Origin of the sequence: Oceaniferula marina (assembly GCF_013391475.1) — a bacterium.
GTDB lineage: Bacteria > Verrucomicrobiota > Verrucomicrobiia > Verrucomicrobiales > Akkermansiaceae > Oceaniferula > Oceaniferula marina.
Window position 1 is genome coordinate 381,000 of sequence record NZ_JACBAZ010000001.1, and the last position, 14,952, is coordinate 395,951.

Consider the following 14,952-nt stretch of genomic DNA (forward strand, 5'->3'; position numbering starts at 1 on the left):
TACGCTTGACTGGTATCAAGCAGCAATCGAATGGGGATTCATTTGATTTCGATCACCATGGGGGATGTTTGATCATCTCCCATGGGGCGTTTCCAGATGACGGTATAGCCTTGCCAGAGCTTCCCTTTTTTGCCCGGTTCTTTGTTCAGAAACTCAAATGCCTGACTGTCGTTTTCACATTCAAAAACAAAGTCCCGTCCCTCCTGCCCATCCATGGAAACGATGAGTTGCTTCACTCCACCCTTTGCAAGTTCCGGCGCACCCAAGTCCACCGCTTCGTATGATTTGAGTGTGACCTTCTTGCCATCCCGAGCGCGGAGAAAGCGAACTCGATCTCTTTTCATTCTGGCTTTTTCCTTTTTGCTGCTGGATTTATAAGTGTCCGTGTACATCGCAGGAACCATGATTTTATATTGAAACGATAAGGTGCCTTCTTTCAGGCCTCCCCGATCGAGAATCTTCCCATCCATAATCACCCGGTTGCCGTCGTATTGGATATGCATTTCCACCTTTGCCTCCCCGACACTCGTGGCACTGAAGGTGACCTCTTTGTGCTCAAGTCCGGGTTTGAGCTTCGAATGATAGCCCTCGTCATTCTTCAAGCGCTTGACGGTGCGTTTACCGTCCTCGGTTTCCACCAGCACTTCAGCGTAGATTCTGAGCCTCCGCGTCTCCCCCACCCTCTTTCGGTCTTTGCCAATTAAATACAGCACTGACTGGGCCTCGTCATTGACTCCGAAATGGAATTGTCGACGTTCGTATGCCGAAAAATACCCACCCCAGGGCGCTTCCACCATCGACGGCAGCCGGGTCTGAGCTCCAGCAGTGCCTCGTAAACCAAGAACTACACACCCTGCCACAAAAAAGACAGCCGCACGGCTTTTTAGAGAAATTGACCAGTTACGCATAACTAACAGTTAGTCTGATAGGGTATTTTACACAAGGAATAATTGCGTTTATCCGTTGCATATCATGTGAATCTTTGGAGAATGAGCCGTGTCGATCATGAATAATCAAGAGCTATCCGACCAAATCAACGTATCTTGCCAGTGGGTCCCACAGGTGAAAGAGGAAATGGGCAAGGTCCTAGTCGGACAGGCAGATCTTGTTGATCGTCTTATTGTCGGGCTATTGTGCAAGGGGCACATCCTGCTTGAGGGTGTTCCGGGATTAGCGAAGACCCTCGCGATCAAAGCCTTATCCGGTTGTCTGAGAACGGATTTTTCCCGATTGCAGTTCACTCCGGATTTGTTGCCTTCAGATTTGCTGGGGACGATGATTTACAACCCGAGAGAGGCTGAATTTACGGCCAAGCTGGGGCCCATTTTTAGCAATATCATCCTGGCTGACGAAATCAACAGGGCGCCGGCGAAGGTTCAGTCAGCCTTGTTGGAAGCCATGCAAGAGCGGCAAGTCACCATCGGTGATACCACGTATCCCCTCCCCGACCCTTTTCTGGTGCTGGCTACGCAGAACCCGATCGACCAGGAAGGTACCTACCAGCTTCCGGAAGCCCAACTGGACCGTTTTCTGCTCAAGGTGACTGTCAGCTACCCAAGCAGGGAAGAAGAATTGACCATCCTGGACCGAATGGCCACATCCGAACCCATCTATGAAACCAAACCCGTGGTCGAAATGGATACCTTGGCTCAGAGTATTCATTTGGTGAATCAAATCTACATTGATCCAGCGGTCCGAAAATACATCGTTGAGCTGGTGCATGTTACGCGCTATCCGGCCAAGGTCGATGCCTCGTTAAAAAATCTGATTCGCTCGGGATCCTCGCCACGAGCCACGATTAACCTGGCTCTGGCAGCCCGGGCAAAAGCATTCATGGACGGTCGAGCCTTCGTCACGCCTCAGGATATCAAACTGCTCGCGCACGATGTCCTGCGTCACCGGATTTTGCCAAGTTATGAAGCTGAGGCCGAGGATGTCACCACAGACAGCTTGATTGACCGCATTCTGTCGCGTGTTCCGGTGCCGTGATCATCAATCCACAAAAATGAGCCTGTGGTCCTCATTGGAGTTTGTCTATGAACTCCCGGATATGATGCGCTGACGCATGGAGCCAATGCCTTCGATGCCAAGCTCCACCTGGTCGCCTGGCGCCAGAAACCTTGGAGGAGTCATGCCCATGCCGACCCCAGCCGGCGTCCCGGTTGCGATAATGTCCCCGGGCAACAAGGTCATGAAGCGAGAGATGTAACTCACCAGATAAGCGGCAGAAAACATCATGTTGCCGCTCCATCCGCCTTGGCGCTTTTCGCCATTCACTTTGGTCCACAGGCAAAGGCTCTGAGGGTCAGTTAGCGTATCGGTGGTGACCATGCATGGGCCGAGGGGCGCAAAGGTGTCTGCACTCTTCCCCTTCACCCACTGACCGCAATGTTCTTTTTGCCATGCTCGCTCACTGTAGTCACACATCACGGTGTATCCGGCGACATAGTCCAAACCGTCTGATGCCGCGATCCGGGATGCCGTTCTTCCGACGATGAGAGCCAATTCCACTTCATAATCCAGTTTGTCGCAGCCCGGAGGGATGACGACCTCATCAAAGGGACCACTGCATGCGGTGCTGGCCTTCATAAACAAAACCGGCTCGTCTGGCACTCCACCACCAAACTCCTTGGCATGGTCGACGTAGTTTTTGCCAACGCACACCAATTTCGAGGGACGGGCAACGGGTGGCCCCAGCCGCACATCGGAATCGACAGTTGAACCACCGGGACAACCGGCGTCGACCCATGCCCTTAAAGAGGCTAAGCCGCCACAAGCAAAAAAACCTTCATCAAACTCACGGAATTCATCAGAGGCATCCACAATGGATCCGTCCGCTCTCAGAATCCCGGGGCTTTCGTGACCAGCTTCACCGTGTCGTATGAGTTTCATCGTTTATTCAGGGGTAACGTCGATTCAGAAAGACGGCTAGCGAATGGATGCTATGAGAAAAGAGCCGCAGCCTCGCCTTGTTCAGGGAAAACCCCGCTCTGCGTTTTTTTCCATAGTAGCGCTCCATCCTGACGGATTTCAAAGATCCCGCCCCCACCTGCGATCAAGAGCACTGGTTCCTTGGTTGCTTTTTCTATCTCGGCCGACACACGGTCGGCGTGTGGTTTGAAGTTTCAAACGGCACAATATTCAATTTCAATAGCCATGCGGAGACTATGCCTCCAAGCCGGAAATTTGTCACGAAAGAATTGCCAATCGATGCTCAACAAGGCGCTGATGCAAGGAAGCTAAAAAAAACGTGAAAAAATTGCATTTTCGTCTTGCCAGAAAGGGTCAATTCGTAGAGTTTCTCGCCGCCGTCCGAAAGGATAGCTAAACCACCAATCCAACCAACCTTATTACGGGGAGTAGCTCAGCTTGGTAGAGCGCCGGCTTTGGGAGCCGGATGTCGCAGGTTCGAATCCTGTCTCCCCGACCATTTAAAAAAAAGGAACCACCTGCAAAGTGGTTCCTTTTTTGGGGTCTACACCAAAGTTTGGGGACAAGGCATTTTTTTTCAATCGTTAAGGAGTTGGGTTATCCGCATTGGGCGATGACTCGGAGGCGGTAGTTTTCAAAGTTTCGAAAGCCGTAGGCGCGGCGTTGGATGAGTTTCATCTTGGTTCCGAAAAACAACTATTTCTCGAACGTCATTTGAATTTTATCGAGGATCGGCTTAGACGCATTTTCAGTCGTATCTGTTAAACGGACCTCAAACTGGAAACCAAAGCCTTCAGGGAGACCTTTCAGATCAAGCTTAGCCGGTGTCTTAGCAACCTGCTTTGAAAAGCCTGTCACGTAATCATAGCTTTCCTTCACGTTTTGCCAATCCGTCCACTGATCCATTTTCTTGTCATTGTTCGTATCCACTCCAACACGGACCTCTACAGCATCCACCCATGGCCCTGGACTCACGTAATCCGTAGTTTGGGTCACCAAATAAAATTGCCCCATGGCAAACATAATATCCGGATCCGGGTGTCCCTTACCCACATTGCCACAGAACTTAAATGGCTTGTTGATATCTGAAGACGTAAACCATGCTGTGCTCATCGCATTTCTACCGTGTGCGCCTGCTGGATCATAATCACCAAATAAATAATACTGGCCTCCGATCGCGATCGCTGCCCAGTCACCAAATGCATCTTGCTCTGGCTCATGCACCTCATACTTCGCTACATTCGTCTTGTAGTTCTTTGGGTCTTCCTTCACCCAGTGCGGATGCTTATAGGTTTCAAACTTTCCCGTCGGCTTAGTTCGATAATCTACGGCTGCATCGACCAATTGAAAGCCCCCCATTCCGTTTTCACTTACTGCATGACTAGCAAGCGGAGAATCCCAAGAACGCGCCGATGCTTTGATGGGGTCCCAGTTCTCAAGAATCAAGTGAAACTTCCCGTCCAACGAACGGATAATCGCGCTGTCAGATCCATGTGAAGGGTCCTTGATCGCCATACCCATTTTTTTACCAAGCTCGCCATCTTCTAAGTTTTCGTCGATAATCAAGTGAGGGTCTTGGTCATTAGGAAAATCATAATACAAATAGGTCTTTTCACCAACTTGCTCAGCACTGGTCATCCACCGGGCCTCTCTATCAGAAACCGGACCATGGTGAACCCAGTTCACCATATCCTTACTTTGCCAAGCGTGGTAGCCGCCTTGACCTTTCTTTAAACCGCCTGGAGCATTATACTGGTTTGCGAAAGGTGTCGTTACCAGAGGGGTATCATAGCCGTCCAGCTTGGCGGGTTTCGCCTCAAACTTTTTACCGCCGACCTTGCCAGGTCCCCCGCGATAACGCCCAAACATCCAATAGTTGCCCGGCCCAACCCTCAAACACACGGGTGCGTCGCCTAGGTTCTTTGGACCCACATGCCGCGTTGCATTCCAATTCTGCCATACAGGCGACTGTGAAATTGTAATGGATGATGCCTTTTTCTTCTTAGCAAAACTTTTCAGAGTGCTCGTGTAGGTTGCCTTCTTCACCTTGGATGAGAGCATGCCGTCCCTGAGTTCAAACTCACCTGCCAATTTTCCGGATCCAGTCCAGTCTTTATCTGACTCTACTACCCACACTTCTGCATGCACAAACATCGGGCAAACCCATGCCGACAACATCATAGAACGATATAAATTTCTCATTTCCTGTTTTGATACTTAGATTATCTGGTTAATCTAGCTAACTCTTTTTGATTTTCCTCTCCAAAGCCCTTTGATTTGGCGTTTACCGTGGTGGCGAATCACCCATTTTAATGGCCTGTGTGCCGAGGATTACCCCTGGGCAGGAATCACACCTTTCGCCTTACGGTCTCCGACTTGAAAATGGCCCAAAATCTTGCCTGCACGATCTTTCACAACCCAAACCCCGCCTGGTAGGTCACTCGTAACGTAATGTTTTTCAGGGAAAACTCTTGCCTTTTTGATCTCTGTGCCGTCGGCGTTCAATCGATAAAGAAAGATAGTTTGTGCCTTTCTGTTGATGAAAACGATCTCCTTTCTGCCACCATCAGGCTTGGATACAGGGGGCTTTGAGCCCTTGAATGGAACCCACTTCATGGAGGGGTATGTATGGTAACTCTGCTTTGGAATAGGAATGAAGTCTTTGGGTGAATTTTCGCGGAAATAAACCAGCTTTTGCTTATGCTCAGGTTTATTCGCCAGGTTATTCCATTCGTAGGGGTCTTTACTGATGTAGTAAAGCTCCTCGGAACCGTCCGGATAGTGAATGTAACGCCAATCGCGATCACTTAGGCCAAACGCCTTTGGTCGCTCCAAGCAGGTCACCGCGAGCCGCCCCGTCTTCAGCATTGGGTTTTTTAACAAGGGAACGATGCTCACCCCGTCAATATTGGGTTTCGCTGGCAGGTCGCAAAGCTCTGTAAGCGTTGGAAAAATACTCAGCAAGCTGACAGGATCATCACACACACCACCGGGAGTCACTCCGTGTGGCAGCGCCTTTGAAATTTCTTTGGGCACTTTCACCATGAGGGGGACACGGGTGGTTGCGCGCCAGGCTGTGTATTTTTGCCAATGTTGCTTTTCTCCAAGATGCCATCCGTGGTCAGACCAAAGAACAACGATGGTGTTGTCCTTGTTTGGCCCCTTTTCCAAGGAGTCTAACACATGGCCTAGCATGGTGTCTGCAAAGTTAATTGATGCCAGGTAGCCCTGGACTCCACGTTTCCATTGTTTGTGCTTCCGGATATGAGCAAAGTATCGATTGGCGCCGCGTGCCTTCCCTGCTTTTGGCAGGTCATCCAAATCATCCTCCTTATAACCAGGAGGGAGTTTGATGTCTTTGAGGGGGAACTTATCAAAGTATTTTTTAGGCACAAACCACGGCTCATGCGGTCGGTAGATTCCGCAAGCGAGAAAGAACGGCTTCTCATGTTTCTTCAGCAGCTTTTCACTCACCCAATTTGCGACGAGATAGTCTCCTCCAAATGCTTTGTCCGTGGTATCAATCGGCCCCCAATCGGTTTCCACATATTGCCAGGCTCCTCCCCTAGGTAACGAGACAGGACGTTCCTTTGGATACATCGTAAATGGGAACGGGTTCTCTGTCTCTTGCTTTGGAAAATACTCATGCCATGAACCTGCATCGATAAAGTAGTGGAGCATCTTACCGGATCCACCTGCCCAATAACCATGTGAGGAAAAGTACTTCGGCAAAATCGTCTCTTGAGGCAACACCTCTCTCATTTTTTGAATATTGGCGTAAACAGCTGATTTCCAAGGTGCACGTCCTGTCATGGTCGCCGTCCTAGACGGGTTACATGCTGGAGCAACGCAATGTGCGTTAGAAAACAACATCCCGCTTGCTGCGAGACGGTCAAAGTTTGGAGTTATGGATTGTTCATTGCCACCAAGACAACCGATCCAGTCATTCAGATCATCTACAGCAATAAAAAGGACGTTAGGCTTGCTTTGAACCTCTGCAGATAGTGAACTCACGCCAGCATGTAGTGCTATGAGGGAGGCTCCGATGATTCGCATGCATTTCATGATTTTATTTGATGTGTTTCGCGTTTGATGAACAGAGGGTGGACTTGAAAAATCTCAGCATCCGTTCCTTTTAAAAATGATTGGAGCGCTAGACGCATCACAGTCGGCAAATCTAGCCCGACGGAACTCAGTCTAGGGTTCATATAGTCACATACCGCGGCATTGCCCCATCCGATAATGGCGTAGTCAACTCCTGGCAAGAGTGACACAGCCCCCCTGATCAGTGTGCCTATGACCTGTGTTGATGCCCTCCGCAACGCACGTGCTACATGGTTGGGAATGTAATCCATTTCATTGGCTATTTTGATGATATGGCATGCTCGTTCCTTACTCTCACTTACCCTGCCAACTCCGGAGCCGTTAAGCACATGTGACAAAGACATCATCGATGTGCCGGCGGCCTTTGCAATATCCTTTAGTCTGACTCGTTTATTTGCCATAGACAATCTGAGAACGTTTCGCGTTTATATAACGTTATATTCAAGGGGGAATTTCCTTACATTGTCAAATAATGGCATATTCCGAGGGAAACCTTACGAGAATCGTGGTGATATCAAAGTTTGAAACCAGAGTCCAAGAGAGCTAAAGCGGGTCTCAATACCCGATCTGAGATACCCATGGCGGAGACGGTCTCAAAAAACGACCTCCCTAATATAAACCCTCAATCTGTCAGGTAGTTCATTTTATCTGAACCTTCTCTATTTTCGGTTTGGCATTTTTCATCCTGTCGATACATAGGGCGCATGCGCAGGCCTAAGAAATTCCACCCCTTCCCTTTTGACTACCATCAGGAAATTGAAGTTGAAATCTCCAGCTTGAGTAATTTAGGCGTTGGGATTGGCAGGATCCAGCTTGATGATCCGGCTCAAGAACCTTCCGAGGAAAACAATCCAGGGTGGGTTGTGTTTGTGCCTCACACATTACCAGGAGAAAAGGTGCTGGCCCGGATTTTTCGCAATGACAAAAGCCATAGTCAGGCGGATTTGGTGCGTGTGATCGAAGCTTCACCAGATCGACTCGCTCCCCAATGCCCGCTTTTTGGTAAATGCGGTGGTTGTCAATACCAGCACCTTTCCTATGAAAAGCAATTAGCCTGGAAAACCCGCCAGGTCGAGGAGTTGCTTGAACACATGGCAGATGTCCATGTGTCGGTCTCTCCTGCGGTAGCATCTCCGAAGCAGTGGGGATACCGGTCAAAAATCACCCCCCATTTCAAGCGGCCTCGCGATGGAAAAATCGGGGACATTGGTTTCTTGCTTGCCGGCCAGCGTAGTCATCTCGTTGACGTCCCCCAATGCCCGATCGCCATGGAGGAAATCAACGCCGCCTTACCTGGCATTCGGGAGCAAACGAGGGCTCAGGCAAAAAACTATAAAAAGGATGCCACGCTATTGTTGCGGGCTACCGAAGGTCGGGTAGAAACCAACCACCGCAGCCCTATTTCGGAAACCGTTACAACTGATGATCGAGCTATCACCTTTCATTTTCTTGCCGGTGACTTTTTCCAAAACAACCCGTTTATTTTACCCTCGTTCACTGGATACGTGGCAGAACAAGCCTCATCGGGAGGGGCCAAATTTCTGGTGGACGCCTACTGCGGCTCCGGGCTGTTTTCCCTCTGCCTGGCGCATAAGTTTGAAAAGGTCGCGGGCGTGGAAGTCTCGGAAACGGCCGCTGACTGGGCCCGGCGCAACGCCGCTCTCAACCAGATCGAAAACACCTCGTTTTTGGCCGCGAGCGCCGAAGCCATCTTTGCCGATATCACCTTCCCGGCTGACGAAACCGCGGTTGTCATCGACCCCCCACGCAAGGGCTGCAACCAGGAGTTTCTCGATCAACTGTTCGCTTTTGGTCCTGGAAAGGTTGTTTATGTTTCCTGCAATCCGGCAACCCAAATGCGGGACCTCAAGGAATTTATCCGAGCGGGTTATCAGTTAACCGAAGTTCAGCCCTTCGATCTGTTTCCTCAGACTCGGCACTTGGAATGTGTCATTGTTCTGGAAAAAGCTTAGGCTGACCCAGCCAATGGATTACGTATTTCAATGCAAACACATATCTCTGCTGAATACGGATTTGTTTGCCCTACGGACAACCGAGTCCTGCATCATGGGTTATTCGTTTCTTTAAGGGTCGTAATCCTCAGATCTTGCATGTAATACGTCTCTCATGGCTGACTCACTATGGATGCGACTTCGTAAAGTCGATTGGAAACAGTATGATGAGGTTTCCGAAACCCCGACATCTCCCTCAACATCCGCCAAATCCATCCCAAGGCTACTCGAGCAATTAGCTTCACGCAAAGAAGCCCGTGCAATGAAAGCCAGTCACGCGCTTTGGGTGATGTTTTGCCGCGGGGACAAGCCGTCCCCTCCAGCATCCGTCACCCCCACCCTGCCCTTTCTCTGTGAAATTCTTCAAATTTCCAGCCCTGGAGTGCAGTGTGAAATCTTGGACATCCTCAACCATTTGGCCGAGGTTCAGGAGAGCAACGACCAGCGACCGCAAACGGTCCGCAACGCGCTAAGTAAAAATAAACACATCATCAGCAGACTGTGCCGAAACAAAGACGATATGGTGGCAGATAAGGCCACCCAACTCATCGAGAAACTTTAACACCTCTCTTTCACCCCCTCATTGGGCTTTGCCACCTTTCAGTGCTGGTGACGGGACTGGAGTATCTGCCGCTTTGCTGTTTTTGTTTGCCGGTTCTGGATGGCAGTTTGTGTCGTCACAGTCGTTCACCTCGGGATCATTCTTCCGAGCTTGCGGTTTTGCTTTTTTCTCATCTTGTTCAGATGGTTTTTTCGATGCCTCTGCTGGTTGACAATTCCCAGGGAAGGTAAAATCCGTTTTGTAGATATACTCAGCGATTTTTTTTATCTCTTCCTCTGGGATCGGAAAAGTCGGCATCAGCTTGAAGCGGCGGATCGCTCCCGGCATTTTTGATTTTTGCGGGTCAGGCTTCTTCACCCAGTCCGAGACACTTTTGACAAAGGTCGCCTGGTCATCAGACTGGTAGCGGATTTTGATCATGGCCATGGGCGGTGCCAAACGATTCCTGCCAGTTTGAGCATTCCCGTGACAAACAAGACAACGGATTTGGGTTTCAAGCTTCCCTACGGAGACCTTCTGATCAACAGGTTTGAGGGGGGAGCTTTTTGTTTCGCTTGAAAATAAGGGCGGTGACGAAACGAAAACAGCTCCGCAAGCCAGAGCTGACAACCATCGGGGCAAAGCTTGTAATCTCATGACCCCATTATGGAGCGATAAGGACCAAATGTAAACTCGGCAATCTTCACAATAAAAAATCTTGCGCCGCGTCTGAGCCGTAAGCTCATAATGACACAACGCAAGATGTGATAATACCACTCCGAAAAACAGACGAGACGATTGATCGTTGTTGAGGTATTTGGAAAAGCACTGCGTGATCCATGAGAGTTCCGGATGTATGACTCCTTTGGCTTTGTTTCTCCTTAGTCATGGTGCCCGCACCATTCCTTCGTCGCGCCTTACCAAAGAACTCATTCATCTCGGCTATCGTCCCGTCTGTTTTACTACTTGATCATTGGCGTCAAAATAAGAGCTTAACCCGCTGAATATAAGTCAATTAGATTAAAATAAATCATAAAAACTCTTGACTTCACAGGTGTGGCGGCACGCTTGGTATGCCTATTCAAAGCTACCGAGGTCACTCGACCCAGCCTGCCGCCACATTGAATCTCACTCGGGATGAGATCGAAAGTTTAGCGAAGCAGGTAGGATTTATCAAGCGTCGCACTCAGGGATTTTCAGCCTCGGGATTTCTTCTTTCTCTTCTTAAAGCAGTGACTGGAGGCAAGGGGTCATTAAGCCAACTAGCCACTTCATTGGGAGCAACCGAAGTGAGGACTCTGACCAGGCAGGGGCTAGCCTATCGCTTTAGCTCACAAGGGTTGAAATTTATGCAAGAGTGCCTTGCTTTGGTCGGAAAAGATCTCCACAAGCCAAAGCATAAGGGGCTCATTCCTGTGAAGTTCTCCCGGGTCATTCTTCAGGATGCAACGCAAGTGCGCTTGCATCCCAAAAATGCAAAGCACTACAAAGGAATTGGAAACAAGTCAGGTGCAGTCTCATGTGCAAAGCTCGACACATTAACTGTTCTTTCTACTGGTGAAGTTGTATCAACTCTCCTTACCAACGGCAAAGAACAAGATCGAGTCAATGGCCACCAACTTTTTGATCATTTAAAGAAAGGCGATCTCGTTTTACGAGACATGGGATATTTTGATGTGAAAGCGTTCGCTAGGATCGAAGCGCAAGGAGCTTTTTGGGTAAGTCGTTTGACTGCTTTGGCCTCAGTCTGGGTTGATAATAAAACACCCATTGAAGAACTTCTCAGACNTACTTCCCAAGACGTTTTGGATCTGGGTGTCGTTGTGACTAAGAAACGTCACAAATGCCGACTCATTGCCGTGAGAGCACCGGAGGAAGTGGCGAACTTACGTCGAGCAAAGGCAAAGAAACACCGGAAAAAGATGGGGAGTCAACCTCGTAAGGAAAGCCTCCTGCGCGCAGGTTGGAGTCTTTATTTAACAAACCTTGATGTCGACGAAGTTGAGAGTCTCGATATAGTTAAAATATACGAGCAACGCTGGGCCATCGAAATTCAGTTTCGTGCTTTGAAAGGAAGTTCTAAAATTCGCAATTTACTCAATTGTAGGGCAAATAAAACTCATCTTCACATTCTGCTGACAGCACTGATGATCTATGCGCAGTTGATCGGAAAGTCCTATTGCTTCATGCTTGGGAAAAGTCAGAAGAAACGCAGCGTCAGCATTGAAAAAGTGGCGCAGTGGCTGTCGCTGAGAGTTGTCGAGATGAGATCTATCGAGGCTCCACTCACCTATGCCATCAAAAATCTGTTGCACGAAAAACGCCATCGAAAACCTTTAGCAGAAAGAGCTAAGTCCTTATTTTGACGCCAATGACTACTTGATATTAGAATTTGAGAAATGGTTGGCCTGCCGTTTACCGACTCCTGAATATCAGGTCCTGATTGAACAGTGTCGGAGGCTGAGCAGGCCCATGGTTCTGATGAACGCTTACTGAGCCTCTTCTTCGTTATCAGGCTGCTCGGCTTGTTTCATTTGTCCAGGCAAGATCCTAAGGCGAAGGCCATTACCGTCGACTTTCCCCAAATCAAGTCGGCCAACCCTGTCCCGAATGTCATCGGGGAGTGCTGCCTTGTCTTGTTCATTGTCATAGGGGCCTTCAAAAACGATTTCTCCTTTTTTATCGCGAACGACGACTTCCTTCTTTCCGTTTACGGTTTTCATCGTGACGGAGCCTTCCTCATCAGAGATGCTGATAGATGTTGATGCGTTCATTTGGAAGCCTTTCGCTCCATTGCCATCTTTGGGTATGGCTTTTTCGATATCGTCAAATCGAAGTTCCATCATCCCCTTTTGGTCGAATTGTTTACGCATACGATCCATGTGTTGTTGAATCTGCTTTTCAATCTTCATTCGCTCACCCTCTGGGATTTGGCCTCCGAGTCCTTTGAACATCCATGGATTGCCCCCTGGAGCATTACCCTGGGCTTTCCCGATTCGCATCTCTGCCGGGCGTTCACCCAAGGTGATTTTTTTCTCCACGCGTTTACCTGCGTGAATATACTGGATCTTCACTTCATCGCCAGGTTTGTGCTTGAAGATTTGCTCTCTGAGCTGGTCCTGACTGCCGATAGGAATTCCCTCGATCTGGGTGATGATGTCGTGAGGTTTGAGGCCAGCCTTATCGGCGGCCGAACCTGGAATAACATGGAAAAGAAGAAGCCCCTGCCCATCCTTGAGACCAAGGTGAAGCGATAGGATTTCGGACGCCGGAGCTCCGCCTAAGCCTAACATGGCACGTTTGACTTGAGCCACTTCTGGCGCATCGCCCTTGGCTTTAATTTCTTCACCCTGAGGCCCTTCTTTCGGCTTCGGGTCATTAGGTTCGGATGGACGCTCAATAGCCGTGACAGGTAATGCCAAAAGCATGGTTCCGATGCCAAAGGTGCTGAGCCATTTGATTCGTTGGTTGGTGGTTCTAGGGGTAGCTTTCATCGTTTAGCTAATGTGGTTGAGGTTAATGGAAGTTGGAATGGTCTTTGTTGGTTTTACGATGGGTGACAATCCACTGAAATGAGCAGCCAGACAAAAAAGTTGGAAGCCAACTTTCGATGAAAGCTGGGCGATCTGAAAGATAACCAGCTTCCTTCTTTGCCGTTCTTGATCAATAGATCAGTAGATCGGTCGATCAGGATGAGACCCGTATAGGATCCGCATAAGATCCATGAATTGTCACCTGAACTGTTACGAAGAGGTTGGATTGTCCACCCTCACTCGCTTTGTCAATACAGCGTAAACACAGGTTTATTCTGTCTAAAATTATTAATTAGTTTCCACCGGGATGAGCATGAAATCGACACCTGGAGATTTGATTTCAATTTCGCGTCCATCATCGTCTTTAACCTTGATGCGGTCGATATACTCCACCCGAATACATCGGTGTGGTACGTTGTCGCGAGTCATGATCACTCCGCTATCACTCGTGTGCGTTACCTTATGGCTATAGGTGTCGGGTTTGAGCCATTGACTGGAAATGGCGTTGGACTGCCCAGAATCAGGTCTTCGTGAATCTTGTCCCCCTGGAGAAGCCGCTTCTGGCAAGTTTGCCGTAGCTTGTTCTTTGCCGGGGTTCCAAAACCAAGCACTTAGAACTCCGAGCAGCGCCATAGCCGCGGCCGCTTTAAGCATGCCGTTGCCATGTCGGGAGGATTTCCTAGCCGGAAATGAAATGGTGTGTTTTTGAGCTTCCTCCTGATGTTGCCAGCTGTCCATCGCCTGGGACATCCGAAGCAAAAGATCATCCGGCATCGGAGCTGGTGAGAGTTGGTCAAGGTGAAGCTCGAGATCCGTGAGTTGAGCGTGCTCTTCCGGGAGTTGTTCGATACCCGGTTGAGCATCAGGCTGAACCTCCCACTGCTGCATCAGCATTTCCATCCGAGATAAGAGGTCGCCGGACAAGCGTTGTGGTGAGAGCTGTGTCAGCTGCATTTCAATGACGCGTAGTTCTTCGTCAAGGCTATGTTCCATGCTATTTGACATAATTGATCAAGTATAGGGTGCTTGGGGTGATGAGCCGATGGATAAGTTGAAAACAGCTTACTTCACGGCGATCGGGTTGAGATTTAGATGTCTTCCTGGATTCGAGATGTGTTGAGAGATTTACGAAGGCGTTCAAGTCCGTAGCGATACCGGGACGCCACTGTGTTTAAAGAAACGCCGAGGATTTCTCCGATTTCAGCAAACGTGCGTTCTCCCCAGATCTTCATAATGATGACTTCAGAGAATTTTTGAGGGAGCTTCTTGAGGTTTTTTTCAAGCAAAACCCTGGTTTCATCATTTGAGGATTCACTTTCAAACCACGGGTCCGTCACCCCTCCCGTTTGGACGCGACGATCAATCTCAGATTTTTCCTCACGCTTCGATCTGCGGTCATTTTTCCTTCCCAGATCAATGGCCAACCTGCGGATCGCGGTGTAAAGATACGGTTTCCACGACTCCTGACCGCCATCAAATGAACCTTCCTCTATTTTTCGAGCTAATTTGATCAGAGCGTCTTGCAGCACATCCTCAGCATCTTCCGTGCTTCTGGTTTGGTTTCGCGCAAAGAGCAACATCCGAGGACCGTTTTCCTGTAACCAGTCGGTCCAGGCGCCCTCCCTTAAGTCGTCGTGAAGATCGTGGACCCTTGCAAGCCGCGTGGACGCGCCTGCTTCTTCTCCCTCCTCATTGTCGAGGTCGAGTGCTGAATGGATCGATATGGTTGCCGGGGAGCCGTTCACAAGGTCACTTTATTTTCATGCATAGCGTCGCATCAATTCCAAATTGTGCAAGTGCCGGAAAGAAATTGATGTCATCTAAACATAGA

13 protein-coding genes, 1 tRNA gene and 2 pseudogenes are annotated in these 14,952 nt (G+C 49.2%); 5 read left to right on the plus strand and 11 right to left on the minus strand.

The genetic code is table 11. From position 1 onward, the window contains the following. Positions 1 to 38 precede the first annotated feature (38 nt). Positions 39 to 908: a hypothetical protein gene (locus HW115_RS01485; protein ID WP_178930806.1), complete on the minus strand. Its 870-nt coding sequence runs from the start codon at positions 906 to 908 to the stop codon at positions 39 to 41. Between the two features lie 97 nt (positions 909 to 1,005). On the opposite strand from HW115_RS01485, the gene HW115_RS01490 reads away from it, so the two are divergent. Next, positions 1,006 to 1,989 (plus strand): AAA family ATPase, encoded by a 984-nt coding sequence (locus HW115_RS01490; RefSeq protein ID WP_178930807.1) that lies wholly within the window; start codon positions 1,006 to 1,008, stop codon positions 1,987 to 1,989. A 45-nt stretch (positions 1,990 to 2,034) separates the two neighbouring features. Here the strand turns inward: HW115_RS01490 and HW115_RS01495 are convergent, their stop codons facing one another. After that, positions 2,035 to 2,892 carry a fumarylacetoacetate hydrolase family protein gene (locus HW115_RS01495; protein WP_178930808.1) on the minus strand — a complete coding sequence of 286 codons (858 nt, stop codon included), beginning with the start codon at positions 2,890 to 2,892 and terminating at the stop codon, positions 2,035 to 2,037. Positions 2,893 to 2,942: 50 nt separating this feature from the next. Further along, positions 2,943 to 3,110: pseudogene (locus tag HW115_RS20290) on the minus strand (Rdx family protein); the annotation flags it as partial. A 243-nt stretch (positions 3,111 to 3,353) separates the two neighbouring features. On the opposite strand from HW115_RS20290, the gene HW115_RS01505 reads away from it, so the two are divergent. Then, positions 3,354 to 3,430: transfer RNA gene (locus HW115_RS01505), tRNA-Pro, on the plus strand. A 98-nt stretch (positions 3,431 to 3,528) separates the two neighbouring features. Here the strand turns inward: HW115_RS01505 and HW115_RS20295 are convergent. The 4 genes and pseudogenes from HW115_RS20295 to HW115_RS20305 form a co-directional block, all read right to left on the minus strand. Beyond that, positions 3,529 to 3,621, minus strand: a pseudogene (locus tag HW115_RS20295) (transposase); the annotation flags it as partial. A 6-nt stretch (positions 3,622 to 3,627) separates the two neighbouring features. Next, a complete protein-coding gene (locus tag HW115_RS20300; protein WP_178930810.1) occupies positions 3,628 to 5,133 on the minus strand; it encodes a hypothetical protein in 1,506 nt (501 codons plus the stop codon). A 129-nt stretch (positions 5,134 to 5,262) separates the two neighbouring features. Beyond that, positions 5,263 to 6,996 carry a sulfatase gene (locus HW115_RS01520; protein ID WP_227021216.1) on the minus strand — a complete coding sequence of 578 codons (1,734 nt, stop codon included), beginning with the start codon at positions 6,994 to 6,996 and terminating at the stop codon, positions 5,263 to 5,265. Continuing rightward, positions 6,993 to 7,436, minus strand: coding sequence for a LacI family DNA-binding transcriptional regulator (locus HW115_RS20305; protein ID WP_178930811.1), 444 nt, complete (start codon positions 7,434 to 7,436; stop codon positions 6,993 to 6,995). Before HW115_RS20305 ends, HW115_RS01520 begins: the two co-directional genes overlap by 4 nt. Positions 7,437 to 7,739: 303 nt before the next feature. On the opposite strand from HW115_RS20305, the gene HW115_RS01530 reads away from it, so the two are divergent. Next, positions 7,740 to 9,008, plus strand: a complete 1,269-nt coding sequence (locus HW115_RS01530; protein WP_178930812.1) for a class I SAM-dependent RNA methyltransferase — start codon at positions 7,740 to 7,742, stop codon at positions 9,006 to 9,008. Between the two features lie 154 nt (positions 9,009 to 9,162). Next, positions 9,163 to 9,609: a hypothetical protein gene (locus HW115_RS01535; RefSeq protein WP_178930813.1), complete on the plus strand. Its 447-nt coding sequence runs from the start codon at positions 9,163 to 9,165 to the stop codon at positions 9,607 to 9,609. An 18-nt stretch (positions 9,610 to 9,627) separates the two neighbouring features. Here the strand turns inward: HW115_RS01535 and HW115_RS01540 are convergent, their stop codons facing one another. Beyond that, positions 9,628 to 10,035, minus strand: a complete 408-nt coding sequence (locus HW115_RS01540) for a hypothetical protein (protein WP_178930814.1) — start codon at positions 10,033 to 10,035, stop codon at positions 9,628 to 9,630. Positions 10,036 to 10,661: 626 nt separating this feature from the next. On the opposite strand from HW115_RS01540, the gene HW115_RS01545 reads away from it, so the two are divergent. Next, a complete protein-coding gene (locus tag HW115_RS01545) occupies positions 10,662 to 11,954 on the plus strand; it encodes an IS4 family transposase (RefSeq protein ID WP_178930815.1) in 1,293 nt (430 codons plus the stop codon). Positions 11,955 to 12,077: 123 nt separating this feature from the next. Here HW115_RS01545 and HW115_RS01550 read toward each other — a convergent pair whose 3' ends face one another. The 3 genes from HW115_RS01550 to HW115_RS01560 all read right to left on the minus strand — a co-directional run bounded on the left by HW115_RS01550 (position 12,078) and on the right by HW115_RS01560 (position 14,866). Next, positions 12,078 to 13,082, minus strand: coding sequence for a S1C family serine protease (locus HW115_RS01550; RefSeq protein ID WP_178930816.1), 1,005 nt, complete (start codon positions 13,080 to 13,082; stop codon positions 12,078 to 12,080). Positions 13,083 to 13,409: 327 nt separating this feature from the next. Further along, positions 13,410 to 14,114, minus strand: a complete 705-nt coding sequence (locus HW115_RS01555; protein ID WP_178930817.1) for a hypothetical protein — start codon at positions 14,112 to 14,114, stop codon at positions 13,410 to 13,412. A gap of 95 nt (positions 14,115 to 14,209) precedes the next feature. After that, complete coding sequence (locus HW115_RS01560; protein ID WP_319609224.1) at positions 14,210 to 14,866, minus strand: RNA polymerase sigma factor; 657 nt, start codon at positions 14,864 to 14,866, stop codon at positions 14,210 to 14,212. Between the last annotated feature and the right edge of the window lie 86 nt (positions 14,867 to 14,952).